The 25,215-nt window shown below is 71.4% G+C and carries 20 protein-coding genes and 3 pseudogenes; 16 read left to right on the forward strand and 7 right to left on the reverse strand.

The window, feature by feature from the left end:
* Window positions 1-14 precede the first annotated feature (14 nt).
* From ACLLJJ_RS03835 to ACLLJJ_RS03855, 5 genes and pseudogenes are all read left to right on the forward strand, one after another.
* A complete protein-coding gene (locus ACLLJJ_RS03835; RefSeq protein WP_434587841.1) occupies window positions 15-2,576 on the forward strand; it encodes an ABC transporter permease in 2,562 nt (853 codons plus the stop codon).
* A gap of 32 nt (window positions 2,577-2,608) precedes the next feature.
* Window positions 2,609-3,500 (forward strand): annotated as a pseudogene (locus tag ACLLJJ_RS03840) (LLM class F420-dependent oxidoreductase).
* Between the two features lie 75 nt (window positions 3,501-3,575).
* Window positions 3,576-4,001, forward strand: a complete 426-nt coding sequence (locus tag ACLLJJ_RS03845; protein WP_434587842.1) for a GNAT family N-acetyltransferase — start codon at window positions 3,576-3,578, stop codon at window positions 3,999-4,001.
* Between the two features lie 163 nt (window positions 4,002-4,164).
* The gene (locus ACLLJJ_RS03850; protein WP_434587843.1) at window positions 4,165-5,505 is read left to right on the forward strand and encodes a hemolysin family protein; all 1,341 of its coding nucleotides are present in this window, start codon (window positions 4,165-4,167) and stop codon (window positions 5,503-5,505) included.
* A complete protein-coding gene (locus ACLLJJ_RS03855; RefSeq protein WP_434587844.1) occupies window positions 5,502-6,536 on the forward strand; it encodes a hemolysin family protein in 1,035 nt (344 codons plus the stop codon). Before ACLLJJ_RS03850 ends, ACLLJJ_RS03855 begins: the two co-directional genes overlap by 4 nt.
* On the opposite strand, the gene ACLLJJ_RS03860 is transcribed toward ACLLJJ_RS03855, so the two are convergent.
* Window positions 6,533-6,781, reverse strand: coding sequence for a holin (locus ACLLJJ_RS03860; RefSeq protein WP_434587845.1), 249 nt, complete (start codon window positions 6,779-6,781; stop codon window positions 6,533-6,535). The two genes, ACLLJJ_RS03855 and ACLLJJ_RS03860, sit on opposite strands and share 4 nt — an antisense overlap.
* Before the next feature lie 111 nt (window positions 6,782-6,892).
* Here ACLLJJ_RS03860 and ACLLJJ_RS03865 point away from each other — a divergent pair, with 111 nt between their 5' ends.
* The 3 genes from ACLLJJ_RS03865 to mug all read left to right on the forward strand — a co-directional run bounded on the left by ACLLJJ_RS03865 (window position 6,893) and on the right by mug (window position 9,756).
* Window positions 6,893-7,675: an SGNH/GDSL hydrolase family protein gene (locus tag ACLLJJ_RS03865; protein ID WP_434587846.1), complete on the forward strand. Its 783-nt coding sequence runs from the start codon at window positions 6,893-6,895 to the stop codon at window positions 7,673-7,675.
* A 71-nt stretch (window positions 7,676-7,746) separates the two neighbouring features.
* Window positions 7,747-9,189, forward strand: coding sequence for an adenylosuccinate lyase (gene purB / locus ACLLJJ_RS03870; protein ID WP_434587847.1), 1,443 nt, complete (start codon window positions 7,747-7,749; stop codon window positions 9,187-9,189).
* A 30-nt stretch (window positions 9,190-9,219) separates the two neighbouring features.
* Window positions 9,220-9,756, forward strand: a complete 537-nt coding sequence (gene mug / locus ACLLJJ_RS03875; RefSeq protein ID WP_434587848.1) for a G/U mismatch-specific DNA glycosylase — start codon at window positions 9,220-9,222, stop codon at window positions 9,754-9,756.
* Between the two features lie 24 nt (window positions 9,757-9,780).
* On the opposite strand, the gene ACLLJJ_RS03880 is transcribed toward mug, so the two are convergent.
* On the reverse strand, window positions 9,781-10,869 hold the full coding sequence (locus ACLLJJ_RS03880; protein ID WP_434587849.1) for an AraC family transcriptional regulator: 1,089 nt from the start codon (window positions 10,867-10,869) through the stop codon (window positions 9,781-9,783).
* Window positions 10,870-11,049: 180 nt separating this feature from the next.
* On the opposite strand from ACLLJJ_RS03880, the gene ACLLJJ_RS03885 reads away from it, so the two are divergent.
* Window positions 11,050-13,119, forward strand: a complete 2,070-nt coding sequence (locus ACLLJJ_RS03885) for a neutral/alkaline ceramidase (RefSeq protein ID WP_434587850.1) — start codon at window positions 11,050-11,052, stop codon at window positions 13,117-13,119.
* A gap of 72 nt (window positions 13,120-13,191) precedes the next feature.
* Here the strand turns inward: ACLLJJ_RS03885 and ACLLJJ_RS03890 are convergent, their stop codons facing one another.
* Entirely contained in the window at window positions 13,192-13,749 is a 558-nt protein-coding gene (locus tag ACLLJJ_RS03890; protein WP_434587851.1) for an alpha-galactosidase, read from the reverse strand.
* Window positions 13,750-13,797: 48 nt separating this feature from the next.
* Between ACLLJJ_RS03890 and ACLLJJ_RS03895 the strand changes: the two are divergent.
* A pseudogene (locus tag ACLLJJ_RS03895) lies at window positions 13,798-14,249 on the forward strand (ABC transporter substrate-binding protein); the annotation flags it as partial.
* A gap of 27 nt (window positions 14,250-14,276) precedes the next feature.
* Window positions 14,277-15,427, forward strand: a pseudogene (locus ACLLJJ_RS03900) (SGNH/GDSL hydrolase family protein).
* A gap of 68 nt (window positions 15,428-15,495) precedes the next feature.
* On the opposite strand, the gene ACLLJJ_RS03905 reads toward ACLLJJ_RS03900, so the two are convergent.
* On the reverse strand, window positions 15,496-15,819 hold the full coding sequence (locus ACLLJJ_RS03905; RefSeq protein WP_434587852.1) for an ANTAR domain-containing protein: 324 nt from the start codon (window positions 15,817-15,819) through the stop codon (window positions 15,496-15,498).
* A 282-nt stretch (window positions 15,820-16,101) separates the two neighbouring features.
* Here ACLLJJ_RS03905 and ACLLJJ_RS03910 point away from each other — a divergent pair, with 282 nt between their 5' ends.
* Window positions 16,102-17,259 carry an ROK family transcriptional regulator gene (locus ACLLJJ_RS03910; protein WP_434587854.1) on the forward strand — a complete coding sequence of 386 codons (1,158 nt, stop codon included), beginning with the start codon at window positions 16,102-16,104 and terminating at the stop codon, window positions 17,257-17,259.
* Between the two features lie 37 nt (window positions 17,260-17,296).
* Here ACLLJJ_RS03910 and ACLLJJ_RS03915 read toward each other — a convergent pair whose 3' ends face one another.
* A complete protein-coding gene (locus ACLLJJ_RS03915) occupies window positions 17,297-18,061 on the reverse strand; it encodes a GntR family transcriptional regulator (RefSeq protein ID WP_434587855.1) in 765 nt (254 codons plus the stop codon).
* Between the two features lie 147 nt (window positions 18,062-18,208).
* Window positions 18,209-19,090, reverse strand: a complete 882-nt coding sequence (gene sigJ, locus ACLLJJ_RS03920; RefSeq protein WP_434587857.1) for an RNA polymerase sigma factor SigJ — start codon at window positions 19,088-19,090, stop codon at window positions 18,209-18,211.
* 196 nt (window positions 19,091-19,286) lie between these two features.
* On the opposite strand from sigJ, the gene ACLLJJ_RS03925 reads away from it, so the two are divergent.
* The 3 genes from ACLLJJ_RS03925 to ACLLJJ_RS03935 all read left to right on the forward strand — a co-directional run bounded on the left by ACLLJJ_RS03925 (window position 19,287) and on the right by ACLLJJ_RS03935 (window position 23,535).
* Window positions 19,287-20,132, forward strand: a complete 846-nt coding sequence (locus tag ACLLJJ_RS03925; RefSeq protein ID WP_434587858.1) for an alpha/beta fold hydrolase — start codon at window positions 19,287-19,289, stop codon at window positions 20,130-20,132.
* Window positions 20,133-20,346: 214 nt separating this feature from the next.
* Entirely contained in the window at window positions 20,347-21,930 is a 1,584-nt protein-coding gene (locus ACLLJJ_RS03930; RefSeq protein WP_434587859.1) for an alkaline phosphatase D family protein, read from the forward strand.
* Window positions 21,931-22,089: 159 nt separating this feature from the next.
* Complete coding sequence (locus ACLLJJ_RS03935) at window positions 22,090-23,535, forward strand: GNAT family N-acetyltransferase (protein WP_434600291.1); 1,446 nt, start codon at window positions 22,090-22,092, stop codon at window positions 23,533-23,535.
* Here ACLLJJ_RS03935 and ACLLJJ_RS03940 read toward each other — a convergent pair.
* Window positions 23,420-24,664 (reverse strand): trans-sulfuration enzyme family protein, encoded by a 1,245-nt coding sequence (locus ACLLJJ_RS03940; RefSeq protein WP_434587860.1) that lies wholly within the window; start codon window positions 24,662-24,664, stop codon window positions 23,420-23,422. The genes ACLLJJ_RS03935 and ACLLJJ_RS03940 overlap by 116 nt on opposite strands.
* A 59-nt stretch (window positions 24,665-24,723) precedes the next feature.
* Here ACLLJJ_RS03940 and ACLLJJ_RS03945 point away from each other — a divergent pair, with 59 nt between their 5' ends.
* The gene (locus tag ACLLJJ_RS03945) at window positions 24,724-25,197 is read left to right on the forward strand and encodes an Lrp/AsnC family transcriptional regulator (RefSeq protein WP_434587861.1); all 474 of its coding nucleotides are present in this window, start codon (window positions 24,724-24,726) and stop codon (window positions 25,195-25,197) included.
* Window positions 25,198-25,215 lie beyond the last annotated feature (18 nt).

Here is a 25,215-nt window from a genome sequence, read left to right on the forward strand (position 1 = left end):
TACGGGGGGCCTCCATGCTGAAGGCGACACTGCGGAGTTTCTTCGCGCACAAGGGGCGGCTGCTGCTGTCCGCGCTGGCCGTCATCCTGTCCGTGGCCTTCGTGGCGGGCAGCCTGATCTTCTCGGACACGGTGGCCCGTACCTTCGACCGGCTCTTCGCCTCCACCTCGGCGGATGTCACGGTCACGGCCAAGAAGGAGATCAGCGAAAGTGTGCCGTCGGGGATGGCGCAGAACGTCCCCGCGTCCCTCGCGGATCGTGTCGGCAAGGTCGACGGTGTCGCCCGCGCCTGGATCGACGTCTCCGCCGAGAACATCACCGTCGTCGACCGTGACAACGAATCGGTGGGGCCGACGAGCGGCGCCCCGACCATCGCGACCAACTGGTACGTCACCGACCGCAGTCCGGTGAAGCTGACCAGCGGCCGTGAGCCGCGCGGCCCGCGCGAGGCGCTGCTGGACAAGGACACCGCCGACAAGAAGGACGTCGCCATCGGCGACCCGCTCACGGTCCTGGCCCGGCCGGGCTCCTTCGAGGTGGAGATCGTGGGCATCGCCACCTTCACCACCACCAACCCCGGCGCGGCCCTGGTCTTCCTGGACACCCCGACCGCCCAGAGCAGGCTGCTCGGCCGGGCCGACGCGGCCAGCGCCATCTCGGTCGAGGCGGCCAGGGGCGTCGACGACACCACACTCAAACAGCGGATCGCCGCCGAGCTGGGCTCCGGGTACGAGCTGGACACCGCCGCCGAGCAGGCCGAGTCCGCCGCCTCCGAGCTGGGCGGCTTCATCGATGTGATCAAGTACGTGATGCTGGGGTTCGCCGGTGTCGCGGTCCTGGTCGGCGTCTTCCTGATCGTCAACACCTTCTCCATGCTGATCGCGCAGCGCACCCGTGAGCTCGGGCTGCTACGGGCGCTCGGCGCGGACCGCCGCCAGGTGCGGCGCTCCGTCCTCACCGAGGCACTGCTGCTGGGCCTCGTCGGCTCCACGCTGGGGCTGGCCTCCGGGGTCGGCCTGGCGGCCGGACTCATCGCGCTGATGGGCACGTTCGGCATGAACCTCAGCGCCGCCGAGATGGTGATCGGCTGGGGTACACCGGTCGCCGCGTACGTCGTCGGGGTCGGTGTCACCTTCGTCGCGGCCTATCTGCCCGCGCGCAGGGCGGCCCGGGTTTCGCCGATGGCCGCGCTCGCCGACGTCGAAGTGGCGGGCGTCGGGCGCCCGTTGAAGGTCCGGGCCGTGGTGGGCGCACTGCTCGGCGCGGCCGGCGCCTGCGCGCTCGGCGGGACCGCCGCGAGCGAGGAGACCGCGACGGCGTCCTCGCTGCTCGGCCTCGGCATCGTGCTCACCCTGATCGCCACCGTCGTGGCGGGCCCGCTGCTGGTGCGGCCGGTGATCCGGGTGCTCGGCGGCGCGTTCCCTCGCCTGTACGGGCCCGTGGGCCGCATGAGCCAGCGCAACGCCCTGCGCAATCCCCGGCGTACGGGCGCCACCGCGGCGGCGCTGATGGTCGGCCTCGCCCTGGTGGCCGGGCTGTCGGTGGCGAGCGCCTCGATCACCAAGTCCTTCGACAGCCAGATCGACAAGACGCTGGGCGCCGACTTCGTCGTACAGAACGGCTCGTTCATGCCGTTCCCGCGCGAGGTCACCGAGAAGGTCCGCGCGGAGCCGGCCGTCGCCACCCTGGTGCGTCAGCGCTTCGCGCCGCTGGCCGTGCGGTTGCCGGACGGCCGGCGCGTCGAGACGACGGCCGTCGCGTACGACGCGCGGCTGGACGAGGTCGCGCGCGTCACCTACGCGAGCGGTGACACGGCCGCCGCGCTGGCGCCGGGCAGCCTGGCCATGGACGTGGAGTACGCCCGGGAGCACGGAGTGCGGATCGGCGCGGTGCTGCCGGTCGACTTCCCCGGTGGCCGGAAGGCGGAGCTGAAGGTCGCCGCGTTCAGCGACATGGACCAGTCGGGCGGGCCCGGGATGGTGGGCGGGCTCTTCCTGGGGCTCGCCACGGTGGAGAAGTATCTGCCGGACGGTCAGGAGGGCGCGGTGTTCGTCAACGCGACCGAGGGCGACGTCCGGCAGCTGCGCGCGGGCCTGGAGAAGGCTCTCGAACCGTATCCGCAGGTCCAGGTCAGGGACCAGGCCGACTACAAGGAGCTGATCCGCGAGCAGATCGCGGTGATGCTCTACCTGGTGTACGCGCTGCTCGGCCTGGCGATCGTCATCGCGGTGCTCGGAGTGGTCAACACCCTGGCGCTGTCGGTGGTGGAGCGCACCCGTGAGATCGGGCTGCTGCGCGCGATCGGACTCTCCCGGGTCCAGCTGAGGCGGATGATCCGGCTGGAGTCCGTGGTGATCGCGGTGTTCGGGGCGGTGTTGGGGCTTGCGCTGGGGCTGGTGTGGGGAGTGGCCATCCATCAGGTTCTCGCGCTGGAGGGCCTGGCCGCGTTCGCCGTGCCGTGGAGCACGGTGGCGGCGGTGGTGGTGGGTTCAGTCGTGGTCGGGCTGGTGGCCGCGCTGCTTCCGGCGCTGCGTGCCTCGCGGATGAACGTCCTGGCTGCGATCGCGCACGAGTGAGGCGGGTCGCTCGACACGAGTGGGGCGAGCTCATGACAAGGCCGTTCCGGTTCGGCGTGAACATGATCACGCCGGCGGCGGGTGACGAATGGCGCAAGCGGTGCCGCAGGGCGGAGGAGCTGGGTTACGACGTCATCCTGCTCCCGGACCATTTGGGCATGCCCGCCCCGTTCCCCGCCCTGATCGCCGCGGCCGAGGCGACGGAGCGGCCGAGGGTCGGCACCTTCGTCCTCAACGCGGCGTTCTGGAATCCGGTGCTCCTGGCCCGTGAGATCGCCACCACCGACGCGCTGACCGGCGGACGCCTGGAGGTGGGCCTCGGCGCCGGCTATGTACAGGCGGAGCACGAGGAGGCCGGGCTGGAGTGGCGCTCGCCGGGCGGACGCATCGACCATCTGCGGCACACCATCGACGAGCTGGACGGGCTGCTGGCCGACAAGGAGCACCTACCGCAGGGCATCCAGCGGCCACGGCCGCCGCTGCTCCTGGGAGGCAACGGGGACCGGATGCTGCGGCTTGGCGGCCGAGCGGGCGGAGACCGTGGCATTCAGCGGGGCCCGGGAGGTGCCGGGAGATCCCGACGGGCAGTTCCGGGTGCTGTCGGCGGTGGAAATGGACGAGCGCGTCGAGGCCTGCCGGAGGTTCGCCGAAGGACGGCGGACGCCTCCCGAACTGAACATGCTCGTCCACTTCGTCGCCGTCACCTCCGACCGCGCACAGGGCGTGCGGGGGATGCTGCAGCACGTGCCGTACCTGACCGAGAAGCAGGTACTTGAGCTGCCGAGCCTGCTGGTCGGCACGGTCGAGCAGATCGCCGGGCAGCTGCGTGAGCGGCGCGAGCGGTACGGCATCTCGTACATCGTGGTGCTCGACCCGTACCTGGAGGCGCTCGGCCCGGTCATCCAGAAGCTCAGCGGCACCTGACGCAGCGCCCGGCCGCCCCGACCACATGGTGGAATCCGGTCGACGGCCACACGCGCGCGGTGGTGGGATGCCGGCATGAATGATCTTCGAATACGGGCCGCGGGCCCTGCCGACCTCGACGCGGTACTGGCCTTCTGGAAGGAGGCCGCCGAGGGGATCAGCATCAGCGACGACCGTGCTGGAATCGAGCGGCTGGTCGCCCGGGATCCGGAAGCGCTGATCCTCGCCTTGCGCGGCGCCGAGCTCGTCGGCACCGTCATCGCGGGCTTCGACGGCTGGCGCTGCCATCTGTACCGGCTCGCGGTGCACCCGGACCGGCGGCGTCAGGGCATCGGCTCCGCGCTGCTCGCGGCGGCCGAGCAGCGGTTCCTCGCGCTGGGCGGGCGGCGCGGCGACGCGATGGTCCTGGACGACAACGAGCGCGCCCACCGCGCGTGGGGCGCCGCAGGCTACGCTCCTGAGCCCCAGTGGTCCCGGTGGGTCAAGCCGCTGGCCCACTGACGGCGGCCGGGCCCCCGGCGCGCTTTGCCCATCCTTTACCATGGGCGGAGCATTGATCACCCACTTCCGAAAGGTGTGAGCGTCCGTCCATGGGCGAGCCTCCCAGTAGTCGACATCGCGCGTTCCTCCCCGCCCTGCCCGATCATGGGACGGAGGTGAACCGATGACCGAAGTGCTTCTGCTCGTCGTGGCCGTGCTGCTCTCGCTCGCCTGCGGAGCCTTCGTCGCGGCGGAATTCTCGCTGACGACCATCGAGCGCGGCGACCTGCAGCGGGCCGTGGAGCGCGGCGACCGGGGCGCGGCAAGTGCCCTGAAGGCCGTACGCAGCCTGACGTTCCAGCTCTCCGGCGCCCAGCTCGGCATCACCGTCACCAACCTCCTCGTGGGCATGCTCGCCGAGCCCTCCATCGGCAAGCTGATCCGCGGACCGATGGAGGGACTCGGCCTGTCCCCCGCGACGGCGTCGACCGTGGCCCTGGTCATCGGCACGGGCCTGTCCACCATCGTCCTGATGGTCGTCGGTGAGCTGGTCCCCAAGAACTGGGCGATCTCATCGCCGCTGGCCGTGGCGAAGGTCGTCGCCACCCCGCAGCGGATGTTCAGCGCGGCCTTCCGCCCGCTCATCAGCCACCTCAACAACACGGCCAACCGCATCGTGCGGCGCTTCGGCATGGAGCCCGCCGAGGAACTGGCCTCCGCCCGCAGCCCCCAGGAGCTGGTCGCGCTGGCGCGCCACTCCGCCAAGGAGGGGGCGCTGGAGGCGGACACCGCCGAGCTGTTCGTACGGACCCTCAATCTGGCCGAACTGACCGCGGAGAACGTGATGACCCCGCGCGTCCAGGTCAGCGCCCTCGACCTGCAGGCGACCGCGGAGGACGTCGCGAACGCCACCCGCGCGACCGGCCTGTCCCGCTTCCCCGTGTACCGGGGCAGCCTCGACTCCGTGGTCGGCATCGCGCACATCAAGGACGTGCTGACCGTGCCGGCGGACCGCAGGGCGACCTACGCCGTCTCGGGGCTGCTGCGCGAGCCGCTGCTCGTCCCGGAGACGCTCACCGTCGACCGGCTGCTCGACCGGCTTTCGAGCAAGCACACCATGGCCGTCGTGATCGACGAGTACGGCGGCACGGCGGGCGTCGTGACGCTGGAGGACATCGTCGAGGAGGTCGTCGGCGAAGTGCGCGACGAGCACGACCCGCACGAGACGCCCGACCTCGCCCCGGCGGGCGAGGACGCCGACGGACACACTCTGTGGTCCGCCGACGGCGCGGCCAGGACCGACCAGCTGGAGCGGGTCGGACTGCGGGTGCCCGAGGGCCCCTACGAGACGCTCGCCGGTCTGCTCGCCACCGAGCTGGGACGCATCCCGGTGGTGGGCGACCACATCGAGCTGGCCGGCTGGCAACTGGACGTGGTGGACGCGACGGGCCGCCGAGCGGCCCGGGTGCTGCTGCACGCGCCGCTGCCCAGTGACTCCACCGAGGACGAGGAGGCCCGGCGATGACCGCGATCCAATTGCTCATCGGCCTGCTCACGCTGGTCGTCAACGCGTTCTTCGTCGGCGCGGAGTTCGCGCTGATCTCGGTACGCCGCAGTCAGATCGAGCCGGAGGCCGAGCAGGGCAACCGGCGGGCGCGCAGCGTCCTGTGGGGTCTTGAGCACATCTCGGCGCTGCTGGCCGCCGCGCAGCTGGGCATCACGCTGTGCACCCTGGTGCTCGGTGTGGTCGCCGAGCCCGCCATCGCGCATCTGCTGGAACCGGTCTTCCACGCGGTGGGTGTGCCGGACGGGCTGACCCACCCGATCTCCTTCGTCATCGCGCTCGCCGCGGCGACGTATCTGCACATGCTCTTCGGCGAGATGGTGCCGAAGAACATCGCGCTGGCCGAGCCGGTGCGGACCGCGCTGCTGCTCGGTCCGCCACTGGTGGGGCTGGCCCGTGGGCTGCGCCCGGTGATCTTCGCGATCAACGCCTTCGCCAACGCCCTGCTGAAGCTGATGCGAGTGGAGACCAAGGACGAGGTGTCGGCGACGTTCTCGGACGACGAGCTGGCTCGGCTGGTCACGGACGCGGGCCATGCGGGCCTGCTCGACGGCCGGGCCGCCGAGCGGCTGCACGACGCCCTTGAGCTGGGCCGCCGCCCGGTGCGTGACGTGATCATGCCGGTGGAGCGGGTGGTGTTCGCCCAGGCCGGCACCACACCGGAGGAGCTGGAACAGCTGGCGGCCCAGGCGGGCTTCTCCCGCTTCCCCGTCCTGGAGGGGCTGCGGATCCTCGGCTATCTGCATGTGAAGGACGCCCTGGACGCCACTCCGCGCGACGTCCCGTTCCCGGTGTCTGCGCTGCGCCCGATCGCCCGGGTACGGGCGGACGCGCCGCTCGACGACGTCCTGACGGCGATGCGGCGCAGCCGCACGCACCTGGCGGCGGTGCTGGGCGAGGACGGCGACCCCGTGGGGCTCGTCACGATGGAGGACGTGCTGCGCGAGCTGGTGGGCCGCCCGGGCCGGCAGCCGGACCAGCGGCAGGCCTAGGCGACGGGGGTGGGGGCGCGGTCCGTGGTCTCGGTGAGACCCGGGCCGTGCCCGCCGCCCACCCCGGACGCGCCGATCGCCGTGAGGACGGCGAGCACGGTGGCGAAGCCCGCGGTCGAGAGGGCGGCGAGCCAGTTGACATCGATGAGGTTCGTCGCCCCGGCGGCGAGTACCGCGACGAGCGACTGCGCGAAGGTGCGGAGTGCCCGCTCCCCGGTGGCCTTCCAGAATGCGGCTGTGAACATGGCTCGCTCGCTCTCTCCTCGCGGACTCCTGTATGTGGGATACCGCGCGCGGGCACCGGTGGACAGACCCCCGGCGCATGTCTCGCGCCGCCGGGTTACGATCGCATCGCCATGGAAATGAATGCCAACTACACCAGTCTCGTCGCGCTCGGTGACTCCTTCACCGAGGGCATGTCGGACGCACTGCCCGACGGCTCGTACCGCGGCTGGGCCGACCTGCTCGCCGCGCGGCTCGCCGCGAATACGCCCGGCTTCCGGTACACGAATCTCGCCGTACGCGGAAAGCTCATCGCGCAGATCGTCGAGGAGCAGGTCGACGTCGCGGTCGCCATGCGGGCGGACGTCGTGACCCTCGTCGGCGGGCTCAACGACACCCTGCGGCCCAAGTGCGACATGGGCAGGGTGCGTGGATACCTGGAAGAGGCGGTGGAACGGCTCGCGCCGTCCTGCGAGCAGCTGGTGCTGATGCGCAGCCCCGGACGCGACGGCCCCGTGATGCAGCGGTTCCGGCCGCGCATGGAGGAGCTGTTCGACTTCATCGACACCCTGGCCGCGAAGCACGGCGCCCTGGTCGTCGACCTGTACGGGACGCCCGCGCTCGGCGATCCACGGATGTGGCACGCCGACCGACTGCACCTGACGGACGAGGGGCACCGACGGGTCGCCGAGGCCGTGTGGCAGGCCCTGGGCCGGGCGGCCGAGGACGACTGGCGGACGCCGCTGGCTCCGGGCGCGCTGCCGGGCTGGGCGGCGCGGCGCGGCAGTGATCTGCGGTTCGCGCGCGAGCATCTGGCGCCGTGGATCGGGCGACGGGTCACGGGGCGCTCCTCGGGCGACGGCCGGCCGGCCAAGCGGCCCGAGCTGCTGCCGTACGACGACCCGCACACTCCGTAGTCCCTCTCGTAGCAAGCCACAAACGGGACCGGGGCGTCGGCCTGCGTGAACCGCCAGTAGAATCTCTCCACGTGACTGCTGCTCCTGCGAAGCCCCGCATCCCCAATGTCCTGGCCGGCCGCTACGCCTCCGCGCAGCTGGCCGTCCTGTGGTCCCCCGAGCAGAAGGTGAAGCTGGAGCGTCGGCTGTGGCTCGCCGTGCTCCATGCTCAGAAGGACCTCGGCATCGAGGTTCCCGACAGCGCCCTCGCCGACTACGAGCGTGTTCTCGACCAGGTCGACCTGGCGTCGATCGCCGAGCGCGAGAAGGTCACGCGCCATGACGTGAAGGCGCGGATCGAGGAGTTCAACGCGCTCGCGGGTCATGAGCAGGTCCACAAGGGCATGACGTCCCGTGACCTCACCGAGAACGTCGAGCAGCTGCAGATCCGGCTGTCGCTGGAGCTGATGCGCGACCGCACGGTCGCCGTCCTCGCGCGGCTCGGCAGGCTGTCCGGTGAGTACGCGGAGCTGGTCATGGCCGGCCGCTCGCACAACGTGGCGGCCCAGGCGACGACCCTCGGCAAGCGTTTCGCGACGGTGGCCGACGAGCTTCTGGTGGCCTACGGCCGCCTGGAGGAGCTGCTCGGCCGCTACCCGCTGCGCGGCATCAAGGGCCCGGTCGGCACGGCGCAGGACATGCTGGACCTGCTCGGCGGCGACGCGGCGAAGCTGGAGGACCTGGAGCAGCGGATCGCCGCGCACCTCGGCTTCTCGCAGGCCTTCACCTCGGTGGGGCAGGTCTACCCGCGCTCGCTGGACTACGAGGTCGTCACCGCACTCGTGCAGCTGGCGGGCGGTCCGTCCTCGCTGGCCAAGACGATCCGGCTGATGGCCGGCCACGAGCTGGTGACGGAGGGCTTCAAGCCCGGCCAGGTCGGCTCGTCCGCGATGCCGCACAAGATGAACACCCGCTCCTGCGAGCGCGTCAACGGCCTGATGGTGATCCTGCGCGGCTACGCCTCGATGACGGGTGAGCTGGCGGGCGACCAGTGGAACGAGGGCGACGTCTCCTGCTCGGTGGTGCGCCGGGTCGCGCTGCCGGACGCGTTCTTCGCCTTCGACGGTCTCCTGGAGACCTTCCTGACCGTCCTCGACGAGTTCGGCGCGTTCCCCGCGGTCGTCGCCCGCGAGCTGGACCGCTACCTGCCGTTCCTCGCCACCACCAAGGTGCTGATGGCGTCGGTACGGGCCGGAGTCGGCCGCGAGGTCGCGCACGAGGCCATCAAGGAGAACGCGGTGGCGTCGGCGCTGGCCATGCGCGAGCAGGGCACCGAGCGCAACGAGCTGCTCGACAAGCTGGCTGCCGACGGGCGGATCCCGCTGGACCGCGCGCAGTTGGACGAACTGATGGCGGACAAGCTGTCGTTCACCGGCGCGGCCGAGCAGCAGGTCGCGACCGTGATCTCCCGCATCGAGGAGATCACCAAGCAGCACCCCGAGGCCGCCGGGTACACCCCCGGTTCGATCCTCTGACGCGCACGGACCGGACGGGTTGATGTCGGTATGACGCCGGAAGAGCTCCAGGCCGCCCGCGACCACCTCATTCCCGATGTGGTCGCGGACGGGCTGCGGGTGCTGTTCTGCGGGATCAACCCGGGGCTGATGTCGGCCGCGACGGGGCATCACTTCGCCCGTCCCGGCAACCGCTTCTGGCCGGTACTGCACCTCTCGGGCTTCACCCCCCGGCAGCTGATCCCCTCCGAGCAGGGCGAGTTGACGTCGTACGGCCTCGGCATCACCAATGTGGTGGCGCGGGCCAGTGCGCGGGCCGACGAGATCAGCGACGAGGAGTTCCGCGAGGGCGGCCGGCTCCTGACCGCCAGGGTCGGGCGGCTGCGGCCCCGGTGGCTCGCGGTCGTGGGGATCACCGCATACCGCACGGCCTTCGGCGAGAAGGAGGCCATGATCGGACCGCAGGAGCGAACAATCGGCGCGACCCGGATCTGGGCGCTGCCCAACCCCAGTGGCCTCAACGCCCATTGGACCGCGCAGACCATGGCCGAGGAGTACGCCCGGCTGCGGGCCGCGGCGGAGGACTGACTCCGACCCCGCGACCTCGCGACGTCACGAAGCGTGCGGCGGCGGTTCGGATCTGCGCATCTCCGAGGGGCTCTTGCCGAACCAGCGGGTCACCGCGCGGCGCAGGGTGCGTGCGTCGCTGAAGCCGAGCAGGGCGGCGATGGCGTGCAGGGGCAGGTCCCTGGTGGTCAGCAACTCCTCGGCGCGGACCAGGCGTACATAGTCGACGAGCGCCTCGTACGTGGTGCCGCACTCCGCGAGGCGCCGGCGCAGGGTGCGTTCGCTCATCCCCCGCGCCCGTGCCTGCTGAGTGAGCGGCGGCACCTGGGGCAGTCGGCGGGCGATGGACACCTCAAGGCCCTCCACCAGGTCCTGCCGTTCGCGGCCCAGTGTCCGGGCCGAGCCGAGCAGCTCCAGGACCTGGGCGAGGGTGTACGCGTCGGCGCCCGGCAGGGCGTGTTCCAGCCATGGCGCGGCGAACACCAGCCGGTCGTCCGGGGCGCCGAAGACCACCGGACAGCGGAAGTAGCGCGCGTACTCGTCTCCGTACGGCGGGCGCGCGTGGCGTACGAACACCGCGTGCGGGGCGAAGTCCTCGTGCAGGGCGTCCCTGATCAGGGCCACGATGCTGCTGAACGACTCCTCCAGGAGGAAGGTCTGCAGCTCGGATCCGGCGTAGCGGGCCGTCGCCAGGATCGCGGCTCCGCCGGGCACCGGCTCCATGCGGTAGTCGAGCATGGAGCCGGTGATGCCGTGATAGCGCACGCCCAGGCGCAGCGCGTCGTACAGCGTGGGGCTGGCCAGCAGCCCGAGCCCCACCAGACCCCAGGCGGTCACGCGCTGTCTGCGCCCGACTGCCAGACCCAGGGCGGGGTCGCCGAGTTCTCGCAGGGCGTCGCTGATCACCCGGCTGCCCTGCCGGTAGGACACCCGCTGTTCCACGGAGTTGAGGGCCGCGACGCTGAGTCCGGCCCGCTGGAGGGCCGGTCCGAGGTCATGTCCCCGCTCGGCGGCCACGAGTGTGAGGTAGCGCAGCAGGTGGGGTGTGATCGTCGCCGAGCCGAAGCGCGGGTCGGCGTGCTGACCGGCGGACGGCTGGGGACGCAACGCGATACGCGGCACCTTGGACGTCACCTCCGGGCCGCCACTGTATGCACCAGGGCAGCGGCCGGACAGTGCGCGTGGCCGCTGAAGTCCCGTTACTGGCCGGTTGGGTCCTCTCCATCGCGCCCCCGGCGCCGTACCGTCGACACACCTGACCCAGGTGTGGTGCAGGTCACCCCCCACGCAGTTCATCAACACGAGGGAGAAGGCATGAGGTTCGCCGGTACGAAGAGCAGAGCGCTCTCCCTGTCGCTCGCCGGAGTGCTCGCCGCGCTGTCCTCCGCAGCCGTCGCCGCGCCCGGCACCGAACCAACCGCCGCCGCCGCGGCTGCCGAGCCCACGACGTACCTGGTCGGCCGTGGCATCGCCGACGTCACCGGGGAGGCCGCCGAAGTCGGCATGATGGGCTATTCGAGCTTCGACCAGAAGGCGACGGGGATCCATCAGCGCCAACGCTCCCGCGCGTTCGTGGTGGCCGACCGGGACAGCGGCAGCCGGGTCGCGTACGTCAACGCCGATCTGGGCATGATCTTCCAGTCTGTCCAGCAGGGCGTGATCGGCAAGCTCAAGCAGCGGTACGGATCGCTCTACAGCGAGCAGAACGTACTTCTGTCCGCCACCCACACACACGCCGGCTCGGGCGGCCACTCCCACCATCTCGCATACAACCTGGCCTCCCTGGGATTCCAGAAGGACACGTACAACGCGATCGTCGACGGCATCGTCGAGTCGGTCGTCGAGGCGCACGAGGACCTCAAGCCCGGCACCATCACCCTCGGCAGAGGTGAGCTGACCAACGCCAGCGTCAACCGGTCCAAGGTGGCGTTCGACAAGAACCCGGCGAGCGACAAGGCCGCCTTCCCCGGCGCGATCGACCCGGCGATGACCGTGCTGCGCTTCCGGCAGGGCTCCGAGGACATCGGTGCGATCAACTGGTTCGCCACCCACAACACCTCGCTGACGAACAAGAACACGCTGCTCAGCCCGGACAACAAGGGGTACGCGGCGTACGAGTGGGAGCACGGCGCGAAGGGGGTGCGCTACCTCGACGACAAGAAGGGCTTTGTCGCGGCGTTCCCCAACACCAACGCCGGTGACATGTCGCCGAACCTCAATCTGAAGCCCGGCTCGGGGCCGACCGAGGACGAGTTCGAGAACACCAGGATCATCGGCGACCGCCAGTTCAAGAAGGCCCAGGAGATCTACAGCGAGCCGGGCACCCCGGTGAGCGGCAGCGTAGACTCCCGGATGCGGTTCGTGAACATGGAAGAGGTCACCGTCGCCGGGAAGTACACCCCCGACGGCAAGGAGCACCGCACCTGCCCCGCCATGGTCGGTGCGTCCACCCTGGCCGGCAGCGTGGAGGACGGGCCCGCCATCCCCGGCTTCACCGAGGGCATGAACAGCCCCGTGGCGAAGCTCCTGGAGCCGTTCCACATCGATCCGCCCGAGTGGCTGGTCGGCTGCCAGTACCCCAAGGCCAATCTGGTGCCGACCGGTCTGATCTCCGAGGCGGTGCCCGCCACCCCGAAGATCCTGCCCCTGCAGATCGTCAAGATCGGCCAGTTCTACCTGGTGGCGGGGCCGGGCGAGTTCACAGTCGTCTCGGGCCTGCGCATCCGCCGCACGGTCGCCGCCGAGCTGGGTGTGCCGATCGGGAACGTGCTGATGCAGGGCTACGCCAACGCGTACAGCCAGTACGTGACGACGCCCGAGGAGTACGACCAGCAGCAGTACGAGGGCGGCTCGACGCTCTACGGCAGGCACACACTCCCCGCGTACCAGCAGGAGTTCGGTGCGCTCGCCGCCTCCCTGAAGTCCGGTACGGCGATCGATCGCGGCCCGACGCCGCCCGACCAGTCGGGCCGTCAGGTCACCCTGCAGACCGGCGTGGTGCTGGACAGTCCCCCGGCGGGCAGGTCGTTCGGTGACGTACTGACCGAACCCGCGCAGTCCTACGCGCCGAACGCCACCGCCACGGTGGAGTTCGTGACGGGGCACCCGAAGAACAACCTGCGCCGGGAAGGCACGTTCCTGGAGGTGCAGCGGCTGGTGGACGGCCAGTGGGTGCGCCACCAGGACGACGGTGACTGGGACACCAAGTACCGGTGGGTCCGGATCAACGGGGTGACGGGCACCTCGAAGGCGGTCATCACCTGGAAGGTCGCCGCCGGGACCCCGGCGGGCACCTACCGGATCGTCCATCACGGCGACTCCAAGACCCTCCTCGGCAAGATCACCGCGTTCACCGGGACCAGCAGGTCCTTCACGGTGAACTGACCCGGCGCCCGGCGCGGCACGACGGCGCGACCCGACCGGACTTCACCTGGTACGACGCCGGCCCAGCCCCCGTCAGCGTCGTACCAGGTGGATCGCTGTGCTCGCCCAGTCGCCCGGCGGCAGTTCGAGCGGGAGTCCGTGGTCCGTCAGCACCGTCGCGTGGTGGCACGTCCCGGTGCCGGCGTCGCGGTACACCGCGCCCGGTTCGAGCCCGGCGAGGCGCACCAGCAGCCGGGGCCGGCCGCCGTGCGGGGCCCGCTGCCAGGCGAGCACCACGGCCTCCCCGCGGTCGGCCGCGGTGTACTGCACGACGGTCGGTCCGTCGTCGACGGGCCCGCGGAGCCGGTGCTGGACACCGTGCTGCACGAGGTGGCGGACCTCCTTGTACGTCGCCACGAACCCGGCGGCCTCGGCGAGTTCGTCGTCGGACCAGCGGGTGAGGTCGCCGCCGACGGCCAGGACACCGGCCATCGCCACATGGAAGCGGAAGCGCAGCGGCACCGAGCGGGCCGTGAGCTGGTTGGGGACGTCGGTGACCCAGGCGGCCATGGTGCGCGCCGGGTAGAGCTGGCCGTAGCCGTGCTGGATGCCGATGCGGTCCGCCGAATCCGTGTTGTCGGAGGTCCACACCTGGTCGGTGCGCGCCAGTATGCCCAGGTCGACGCGTCCGCCGCCGCTGCCGCCACACAGCTCTCCCGCGGTGAGGACGGCAAGTACTACTTCGTGCCGCTGTACAACTACCCGTGGGCCGTCTTCTACCGCGCAGAGTGTTTTCAAGGAGCGCGGCTATAAAACCCCGGTCAACTGGAGCGAATTCGTCGCCCTGGCCAAGCAGATGAAGAAGGACGGCCTGTCGCCGATCGCCGCCGGATACGGCGGCGGCGACAGCTGGAGCATCCTCGGGGCGTTCGACTACCTGAATCTGCGGGCCAACGGCTACGACTTCCACATGTCGCTGATGCGCGGCGACGTCAGCTGGACCGACCGCCGGGTACGCGCCGCACTCGACCTGTGGCGCGAGCTGAGCCCGTACTACCAGCAGGGGGCCGGCGGCCGGTCGTGGCAGGACGCCGCGCAGTCGCTGCTGGCCAAGAAGTCGGGGATGGCCGTCATCGGCCTGCTCCTCGGCCGGCGTTCCCGGCCGCGGCGCGTCCGCGGTGGCTGCCACTTCCGCCGACCGCCCGGAGCGGGCCGACCGGTCGGTGGTGACCTGGGCGGCGAGCCACGACCGGATGGGCGAGGCGGGCGCCGACCGCAGCTACCGGCTCGTGGTGCGTACCAGCGTGGGCGGCAAGGCGCTGCGCGTCCGCGTCACCAACGCCTTCGGTGACCGTCCGCTGGAGTTCGGCGGCGCCTACGCCGGCCGGCAGGAGCGCGGCGCCGAGCTCGCGCGCGGCAGCAACCGGAAGCTGACCTTCGGCGGGACCCGGTCCCTGACGCTGGCACCGGGCGAGTCCAGGTACAGCGATCCGCTGCCCGGCCGGGTCGCGGCGCAGAGCAATGTGGTGGTCAGCCTGTACGTGCGGAGCGCGGGCGACCCCGCGACCGGGCACGGCATGGCGCTCCAGACGTCGTACGCCACCGGCGGGGACCATGTCTCGGAGGAGGTGGCCGACGCGTTCACCGAGCAGACCGGGTCGTGGTTCTACCTCGGCGCTGTCAGCGTGGACCCCGGGAACGGAGCGGGGCGGTGGCCACGCTGGGCGACTCCATCACGGACGGCTGGCAGCGCTCGACCGACAAGAACCGCCGCTGGCCCGACTACCTGGCCCGGCGGCTGCACCACACTCCGGGCAGCGGGGTCCGGGGCGTCGCGAACGCGGGGATCTCCGGGAACAAGGTGCTGGCGGACGGCGCGGGGCAGCGCGCCCTGACACGGCTGGAGCGTGACGTGCTGTCCCAGCCGGGGGTGCGCACGGTGGTTCTCTTCGAGGGGATCAACGACATCACGTCGCACAGCGGTGTCACGGCCGACGATCTGAAGGACGGATACCGGAAGGTCATCGACCGGACACACGCGGCGGGCCTGTGTATGGTCGGCGCCACCGTGCTGCCCCACAAGGGCTGGTACGAGTGGACGGCGGAGGAGGAGGCCGTGCGTACGGAGGTGAACGCGTTCATCCGCGGCGGCGGGGCGGTCGACGCGGTCGCGGACTTCGACGAGGTCATCAGGAGTCCCTACGACGCGCAGCGGATGCTGCCCACCTTCGACGGCGGTGACCATCCGCATCCCAACGACAAGGGCATGCAGGCCATGGCCGACTCAGTCGATCTCAAGGCGCTGAACTGCGAGCGCACCGGCCGCTGAGAGTCCGCCCCCGGGTGGACGTGCCGCTGTGCGAGCGGCGGGTCCAGCCGGGGGCGGCCGCGGCGGGCTCAGTCGGCTTCGTCGCAGGGCGTCTGCCGGGCCATGCTCGCCTTCAGGGCCACGTCGATGTCCGGCGGCAGGCTGCCATCGCAGGTCCATTCGACCAGCCGGTCGGCGACGCTTCTGACCTTGGTGTTCGTGTGCTGCGAGACCTCGACCAGGACCTCCCAGGCCTGGTCCGGGGTCAGCTGACCGACCGCGCAGATGACGCCTATCGCCTGATCGACGTCGGCGTGCGAGGTCACGGCCTGCTTCAGCTGCTTCACTTCCTCACGAAGGGAGGCGACCTCTGCGGCAGCGGTCGTCGTCGCGGCATGATCACGTGTCGGCATCGCTCTCCCTTGTGGACAACCCGCTCAATCGAAATTTCGTTCACATCTACGATGCCAGAACCCCGTGATTTTCACACACCATTCTACCGATGACCACCGAGTGTGAGTTCCGCCCCCTGAGCCCTACGGGCTTCGAGCCTGCGTACGAGACGACCGTGCGATGTCCGGGCCCGGGCAGACCGCCCCCCCGGCCGTTGCCGCGCGGCACGGGCCACGCTCGCCGCGCCCCGGTCCAGCGAGTACGATCCGGCCTGACACGCGTACGAGCTGGGAGGACACACGTTGGGGAGGCTGACCGGCGGAGACCCCTCTCTGTTGCGGCGGATCAACTCCGCCGTGGTGCTGCACGCGCTGCGTGCGGCGGACTCCCCCACGCTGACCGATCTGACCCGCGTCACCGGGCTTTCCCGGCCGACGGTCGAGGGCGTGATCGAAGGGCTCATGGAGACCGGCCTGGTAGTCGAGGCACCGCCCGAGGACATCGAGACGCGTCGCCAGGGCCGCCCCGCGCGCCGGTTCCGGTTCCGGGCCGAGGCGGGCCATCTGCTGGGCATCGAGATCGGCCCGCACCGGGTCGCCGCCCTGCTCTCCGGCCTCGACGGCCGTGTCATGGGCGCGGGATCGCGCGAGGTGTCCGAGACCGCGTGCGCCGACGAGCGGCTGGAGCGGGTACGCACCGTGGTCGCCGATGTGCTGCGCCGGTCCGGGGTCGCGCGCAGTTCCCTGCGGGCCGTCGGCGTGGGCAGCCCCGGCATCGTGGAGGCCGACGGGACCGTGCGGCTGGGCACCGCGCTCCCCGGCTGGACCGGGCTGGCGCTGGGCGAGCGGCTGCGCCGGTCCTTCCGCTGTCCCGTCCTGGTGGAGAACGACGCCAACACCGCGGCGGTCGCCGAGCACTGGAAGGGCGCGGCGACCGACTCCGACGACATCGTCTTCGTCATGGCCGGGCTGAGCCCGGGCGCGGGCTCGCTGATCGGCGGACGGCTGCACCGCGGCTACGGCGGGGCGGCCGGCGAGATCGGCGCGCTGCATCTGCTGGGCCGCGAGGTCACCCCGGAGACCCTGCTCTCCACGACGGACGAACCGCTGCACGCGCTGGACGAGCAGGCGGTGGCCGCCGTGTTCCGGCAGGCCAAGCAGGGTGACGTACGGGCCGGGGAGGCCGTGGAGAGGTTCATTCAGCGGCTCGTGCACGATGTCGCGGCGCTGGTGCTCGCGCTCGACCCCGAGCTGGTGGTGGTCGGTGGCTGGGCGGCCGGCCTCGACGGCGTACTGGAGCCGCTGCGCGGCGAGCTGGCACGCTACTGCCTGCGGCCGCCCCGGGTCGCGCTTTCGCTGCTCGGCGAGGCGGCCGTGGCGACCGGCGCTCTGCGCCTGGCCCTCGACCATGTCGAGGAGCAGCTCTTCGCCGTCGAGGGAACGGTGACGGCCCGCCACTGAGTGAGTGACGGGCCGCGAAGAGCGATACGGGTGCGGTTCAGGAGGCCTTGCGCTCCTGCGCGTGGTGGCTGATCCGCATGTCACCCTGGTCGCCGAAGGTGAGCTTGCAGGTGTCCGCCCGGTAGGTGGCAACCGATACCGCGGCGGTCCTGCCCGCGGCGAAGTAGCGGGTGGTGACGACGAGGACGGGCGCACCGGGCAGCCGGTCCAGTTCCTTCGCGTCGTCGGCGCGCGCCGAGCCGAGCTCGACCGCACGGTCCTGACCGTCCATGCCGAGGCGCTGCAGCTCGCGCAGCACGCTGCGGGCGCGGGCCGGCCCGGAGGGGGCCTCGATGCCGGGGAGGTCCGGCACCGATCCGACCGGTACGTACAGCAGCTCGGCGGCGACCGACTGGCCGTGCGACATCCGGATCCGGCGGACCGTGTGGACCTCTTCCTCGGCCTCCGCGTCGAGCAGCCGGGCGGCTGCCGCCGGCGGAACCGACGTCACGCAGTCGACGGGCTGCCAGGCGTCGCCGACCGCGCCCGGCCAGCCGTGCTGCGAGGCGCCGACGTCCACACCCACGCGGGGCGGGGCGACTGTGGTGCCGACGCCGCGGCGGCGCTGGAGCCGGCCTTCCAGCTCAAGCTGTTCGAGCGCCTGGCGGAGCGTGGCACGGGCGACGCCGAAGCGCGAGGCGAGGTCCCGCTCGTTGGGGAGGACCTCGCCGACCGCGAAGTCGGAGTCGAGTGCCTCGCTGAGCACGGTCTTGAGATGCCAGTACTTGGGCTCCGGCACCGTGTCGAGCTGCGTGGTCCCCACCCTGATCCTCCGCAATCGCCGTGTGTCCGGCGGATTTTCGCGCCCTTGTTTATTAAAGGTTCCTGCACTAACTCTGCGAGAGTAAGTCCGACCCTCCCCTTGGTCAAGACCAATACCCGGGAGACGGACGCTCCTGTCACGCGTTGTTCACGGAGCGAGCGCGGACAGCTTGTCCGGGTTTCGCAAGATATAGACGCATTGGATGAGTCCGTCCACCACGTCCAGCTGGAAGACGGTGTCGGGCTTACCACCGGACAGGACGAGCAGGGCGGGGCCGCCGTTGAGCTCCATGAAGCGGAACTCGCTGTCGGGGACGGGCTGCTTGGCCACGGCGAACAGGAAGCGGCCCACCTTGTCCGCGCTCCGCAGCACACGCAGCGGCGCCTTGGACTTGCCGCCGCTGTCGCCGATGAGCCGGGCGTCGGGCGCGAGCAGGGCGAGCAGGGCGTCGATGTCGCCTCCCGACGCGGCGGCGAGGAAGCGCTCGGTGAGGTCGCGCTGTTCGGCCGGGTCCACGTCGTAGCGCGTCCTGCGTTCGTCGACGTGCCGGCGCGCCCGTCCCGCCAGCTGCCGGACGGCTGATTCCGAGCGGTCGAGCGCGGTGGCGATCTCCGCGAACGGGAATCCGAAGGCCTCCCGCAGCACGAATACCGCACGCTCCAGCGGAGAGAGCGATTCAAGAACGACGAGGACCGCGAGCGAGACGGAATCGGCGAGTACGGCACGCTCGGCGGTGTCGGGAACCGCCGAACCGAAGTCGGTCACGATCGGCTCGGGCAGCCACGGGCCGACGTACGCCTCTCGGCGCGACTGCGCGTGGCGCAGTCGGTCGATGGCGAGCCGGGTGGTGACGCGCACCAGGAAGGCGCGGGGTTCGCGCACGTCATCGCGCTCCTGGGCGGACCAGCGCAGCCACGCGTCCTGTACGACGTCCTCCGCGTCGGCCACCCGGCCCAGCATCCGGTAGGCCACGCCGGTCAGGACGGGACGGTGCGCTTCGAAGACGTCGGTCACAGTGTCGGCAGTCACCTCACCATCCCAGCCGACGCCTCCCGCCCTGTCCAGGCGGCATGGGTGCGTCACGCGGCACACCTGGCGGGCGGAGCCGCTGCCGCGCAGCCCCTTGAACTCGAAGCTACTCAGCGGTAATTGTTACTGACGCGGTGTCTAAGCACTCTCCCCTCGACCAGCCCCTCCGACCACCCCGACCACAGGGAGCAGCAGCATGGCCGAAAAGGTCTCCTTCACGATCGACTCCACCCGGGGGAATCGCACGGTCTCCGTAGCGTACGAGCGGACGGGCGCCGGCGAACCGCTCCTGCTGCTGCACGGCGTGGGCCACCACCGGCAGGCCTGGGACCCGGTGATATCGGCGCTGGCCGCCGAGCGCGAGGTGATCGCGGTGGATCTGCCCGGATTCGGCGAGTCGCCCGCGCTGCCCGAAGGCTCGCCGTACGACCTGGCGACGGTGGTCCCGGTGCTCGACTCGATGTGCGCGGCACTGGGCATCGAGCACCCGCATGTCGCGGGCAACTCCCTCGGGGGCCTGCTCGCCCTGGAGTTGGGCCGCGCGGGGCGCGTCCGGTCGGTCACGGCGCTCTCCCCCGCGGGCTTCTGGACGGAGGGTGAGCGCCGCTACGCCTTCGGAACGCTGCGCGGAATGCGGCTGGGCGCCAAGTCGCTGCCGTTGCCGGTCATCGAGCGGATGTCGCGGACGGCGGCCGGCCGGGCGGCGCTCACCAGCAGCATCTACGCCAAGCCCGCCAGGCGTTCACCGGAGGCCGTCGTCGCGGAGACGGTGGCGCTGCGTGACGCGCCCGGTTTCGCCCCGACCCTCGCCGCGGGCCTCGGCCTGCGGTTCACCGACGACGTGCCCGGCATCCCGGTCACCGTCGCCTGGGGCAGCCGGGACCGGCTGCTGCCGCGCCGCCAGGGCGTCCGGGCCAAGCACACCATTCCCGGCGCCCGGCTGGTACGGCTGCCCGGCTGCGGACATGTCCCGATGAACGACGACCCCGCGCTGGTGGCCCGCGTCGTCCTGGACACCGGCCGCCGGGCGGCCGGGGGCTGAGGCGGGGGAAGCGGTACGGCGGCCGTATACGGACGGCGCCGGACCGGTTCCCCGCCGCCCGGGGCCGGTTGTTCACTTGGGGTTCGTGTGCTCGCCGCGGCCGGGCACTAGGCATGGCGTGACGAGCTGACGCGACGGGCGCCTCGCGCGCACCTCTATGCCCGGCGCCTGCCGCACCCCGGACCGTCCGACCCGTTCCCTGGAAGGCGCATCGATGTCGCACCGCACGCACGTCCCGTCCCACGACCGCCGCACCCTCCTGCGCGGCTCTCTCGCCGCTTCGGCCGCACTGGCCCTGCCCGTCGGCGCCGCCGCGGCGCCCGCCCAGGCGCTCGGCGGCCGGCCGCGCGCCGGCTGGGGCGTGCAGACCGGTGATGTCACCGCGTCCTCGGGGCTGGTGTGGGTGCGCTCGGACCGCCCGGCCCGGATGACGGTGGAGACGTCCGCGACCGAGTCCTTCCGCCGCTCGCGCAGCTGGCCGGGGCCGCTGCTCGGCCCCGGCACGGACTTCACCGGGACGACGGCGCTGCGGGGCCTGCCCGCGGGCGAGCAGGTGCACTACCGGGTCGTCCTCTCCGACCCCGACGACCCCCGCCGTACCGGGGAGCCGGTGTACGGCACGTTCCGTACGGCATCCGCACGACGGCGCGACGGCGCGCGCTTCCTGTGGTCGGGGGACATCGCCGGGCAGGGCTGGGGCATCAACCCGGACCTCGGGGGCTACCGCGTGTACGAGGAGATGCGCCGCCTCGACCCGGACTTCTTCCTGTGCAGCGGCGACAACATCTATGCCGATGGGGTGATCAACCCGAGCGTCACGCTGCCGGACGGGCGGGTCTGGCGGAACATCACCACACCCGAGAAGTCACGGGTCGCCCAGACGCTGGCGGAGTTCCGGGGCAACTTCCGCTACAACCTGCTCGATACGCATCTGCGCCGGTTCAACGCCCAGGTGCCGTCCGTCGTCCAGTGGGACGACCACGAGGTACGCAACAACTGGTACCCGGGCCAGATCCTCGACGACGTCCGCTACACGGAGAAGAACGTCGATGTGCTGGCGGCCCGCTCGACGCGCGCGTTCAGTGAGTACTTCCCGATTCCGACCCTGTCCCCACGCGGCCGGGGCAACGGCCGGATCCACCGGGTGGTTCGGCAGGGGCCGCTGCTCGACGTCTTCGTCCTCGACATGCGCACCTTCCGCAACGCCAACTCCCCCGGCCGGCAGCCGGCCGACGCGACCGGCATCCTAGGAGCCGAGCAACTCGCCTGGCTGAAGCGTGAGTTGGCGCGCTCGCGCGCGGTGTGGAAGGTGATCGCGTCCGACATGCCGCTGGGCATCGTCGTACCGGACGGGGCGACCGACTTCGAGGCGGTCGCACAGGGCGATCCGGGCGCGCCGCTCGGCCGGGAGCTCCAGATCGCCGAGCTGCTGCGGTTCATCAAGCACGCGCGGATCACCGGCACGCTGTGGCTCACCGCCGATGTGCACTACACCTCGGCCCAGCACTACCACCCGTCCCGAGCGGCCTTCAAGGACTTCGCCCCCTTCTGGGAGTTCGTCTCGGGACCGCTGGCCGCCGGAGGCTTCCCGGCGACGGGACTCGACGCGACCTTCGGTCCCGACCAGGTCTTCGTGAAGGCGCCGGCGCGGGCCAATGTGTCGCCGATGGAGTCGCCCCAGTACTTCGGCGAGGTCGAGATCGACGGCGGGAGCGGCGAGCTGACGGTGCGCCTGCGGGCCGAGGGCGACACGGTGCTGTTCAGCAAGACGCTGCAGCCGGGGCGCGTCGGTCAGTAAGCGTCGCTCCCCGACAGAACCGAACAGAAGCAGGGATCCCGACGCGAAGGTATTGGTTGAAAACCGGTCGCTAAGCATCCAGAAGCACACTTAACCCGTCAGTCACAAAACGTTCGTGATCACGCAACACCGCTGGGTCACAGTGATGCCATGACGGACATGACGCATACGAAATCCGCGAAGAGCGCCCGCCGCCCGCACCACTGGCGGCGGGACCTCGTCGAACTGGCCGCCCTGTTCACCGCCGTGGCCGTCGCCGACGCCATCGCGAACACGATCGCGCACGGCCCGGACGGGCCATACCTGCTGGTGGCCTCGGCGGTGGCGCTGAGCGCCACAGTCGCGTTCCACACCTGGTGGGCACGGAGGCACAGCCACGCACCGCCGCCGACCCCCGGCGGCACCGATACCGGCGCCGGTCCCGGCACCGGCGCCGACAGCGACGTCACCGCGCCCGGCGCGGACACCGCGCTGTGGCGGATGCGCACCACTGTCCAGGACCGGCCCGGCAGCCTGGCGGCGCTCTGCGGCGCACTGGCCCGGCACCGGGTGGACATCCTCACCCTGCAGACCCATCCGCTGCCCGAGGGCACCGTCGACGAGTTCCTGCTGCGCGCCCCCACCGCCCTCCAGGCCCCGCAGCTCTCCCGCGAGGTGTCGGCCGCGGGCGGCAACGACACCTGGCTGGAACGCGCCGACGCCCACGACCTGGTGGACGGCCCCACCCGGGTGCTCGGTCTCGCCACCCGCACCGCGCTGGACGCGGCCGAACTTCCGCTGGCCCTGCGCCAGTTGCTCGGCCGCTGCACCATCCACTCGCGGCCCGCGACCACCCTCACCGGCCGGCCGTCGGCCGAGAGCGCCCCGGTGGAAGGTGCGCTCGACGGCCCGGTGATGAAGCTGCGGGACCCGTCCGGCGGGACGATCACCATCGAGCGCCCCTATCTCCCCTTCACCCCGACCGAGTTCGCCCGGGCCCGCGCGCTCGTCGAGCTCGATGCCCGCCTGGGCCCCCGCATCCCCCGCAGCCAGCACGTCCTCACCCTCCCCGAGGGCAACGAGATCACCGTCCGCAGGGCCGGTCCCGCGGATCTCGAAGCCGCCCGCGCCATGCACGAGCGCTGCACCGACCGCACCCTGAGCCTGCGTTATCACGGGCCGGTGGGCGACGCGGGCCGCTACCTCAGCCATCTGCTGAGCCCGCGCTTCGGCCGCACCCTCGCCGTCCAGACGGCGTCGGGCCGTCTCGTCGCCCTCGGCCACCTCCTGTGGGACGGCGACGAGACGGAGGTCGCGCTGCTCGTCGAGGATGCCTGGCAGCGCCGCGGCATCGGTTCCGAGCTGCTGGGCCGCCTGGTGGCGCTCGCCGGTGAGGCGCGGTGCGAAAGCGTCTACGCCGTCACCCAGTCGTCCAACACCGGCATGGTCGCGGCCATGCGCGGCCTCGGGCTGCCCCTCGACTACCAGATCGAGGAAGGCACCCTGGTCGTCACCGCGCGGCTCGATGCCCCGTCGGAGCGGCCGCACTCCCCGCTCGACCTGGGCGAACCGTCGGCACTGCCCGACCGGCTGACCGAACGGTATGGACAGGCCGACCGGCACTGAGCGCCTCGCACAGGTCGCGCCACAGATCCTCCACGTCCTCAAGACCCACGGACATCCGCAGCAGCCGGTCGCTCACTCCCGAGGACCGCCGGTCTCCTTCCGCCACGATGCGGTGGCTGATGGAGGCCGGGTGCTGGATGAGCGAGTCCACACTGCCGAGGCTGACGGCGGGCGTGATGAGGCGTACGCCCGCGATCACCTCGTGCGGGTCGCCGTACACCTCGAAGGCGATCATCGCGCCGCCCAGCTTCGGGTAGTGCACCCGCGCCACCCGTGGATCGGCGGTCAGTCGCCTGACCAGCTCGGCGGCGGTCGCCGATGCCGCCCTGACGCGTACGGGCAGGGTGGCGAGCCCGCGCAGCAGCAGATAGCCGGCCAGCGGATGCAGCACACCGCCGGTGGCGAACCGCACCTGGCGCAGAGACCGTGCGAACTCCTCGTCGCACGCCACCACTCCGCCCATGACGTCCCCGTGCCCGCCCAGGTACTTGGTCGCGCTGTGCAGGACGAGCCGGGCCCCGTGCTCCACCGGACGCTGGAGCACCGGCGTGGCGAAGGTGTTGTCGACGAGCAGCGGGACCGACCCGCACAGGTCGGAGATCGCCCGGATGTCGGCCTCGGCGAGAGTCGGATTGGCGGGGGTCTCCAGCATCACCAGACCGGTGTCCGGCCGGATCGCCGTGGCGATGTCCGCCGGCTCGACCCAGGTCACCTCGGTGCCCAGCAGGCCGGCGTTCAGCAGATGGTCACTGCATCCGTACAGCGGGCGCACGGCCACCACATGGCGCAGGCCCATGCTCGACCGTACGAGAAGGACCGCGGTGAGCGCCGCCATGCCACTGGCGAAGGCGACAGCGCTCCCGGTCCCTTCGAGCCGGGCGAGTGCCGTCTCGAAACGCGCGGTGGTCGGGTTGTCGAGCCGGCCGTAGACCGGCGGCCCCTGGAGCTGGGCGCCCGTCGTGGCGAACGCGTCGATCCTGGCGGCCTCCGCCCTGCTGTCGTACGACGGGTAGGTCGTCGAAAGGTCGATCGGCGCGGCGTGCAGGCCCAGGCCCGCGAGGTCGTCGCGGCCGGCGTGCACTGCTTCCGTGGCCAGGGCCCTGGGTGTGGTCGAGGCGTCCGTGTTCATGTCAGCACTCTGAACATTTACCGGGGAGTAGCGGGTGTTGCCCGTGCTACGTTCGGCTCATGGCAGGATCTGTCGTACTCGACCCGGTCGATCTGCACATTTTGCGTCTCCTGCAGAACGATTCCCGGACCACTAACCGTGACCTGGCGGCGGAGGTCGGCGTGGCGCCGTCGACCTGCCTGGACCGGGTGACCCGACTGCGCCGCACCGGTGTGATCCTGGGGCATCAGCTCCGACTCGATCCGGCCAAGCTGGGCCGGGGCCTCGAAGCGCTGCTGTCGGTCCAGGTCCGACCGCACCGACGCGAGCTGATCGGCCCCTTCGTGGAGCGCATCACGGCGCTGCCCGAGTCGCGCTCGCTCTTCCATCTCACCGGCCCCGACGACTATCTGGTCCATGTCGCGGTGGCGGACGCCGCGGATCTGCAGCGGCTGGTGCTGGACGAGTTCACCTCGCAGCGCGAGGTCGCCCGGGTGGAAACCAGGTTGATCTTCCAGGCGTGGGACTGCGGACCGCTGCTGCCGCCGGTGTAGTGCGACGGCCGACCGAGG

Source organism: Streptomyces sp. A5-4 (assembly GCF_051131715.1).
GTDB lineage: Bacteria > Actinomycetota > Actinomycetes > Streptomycetales > Streptomycetaceae > Streptomyces.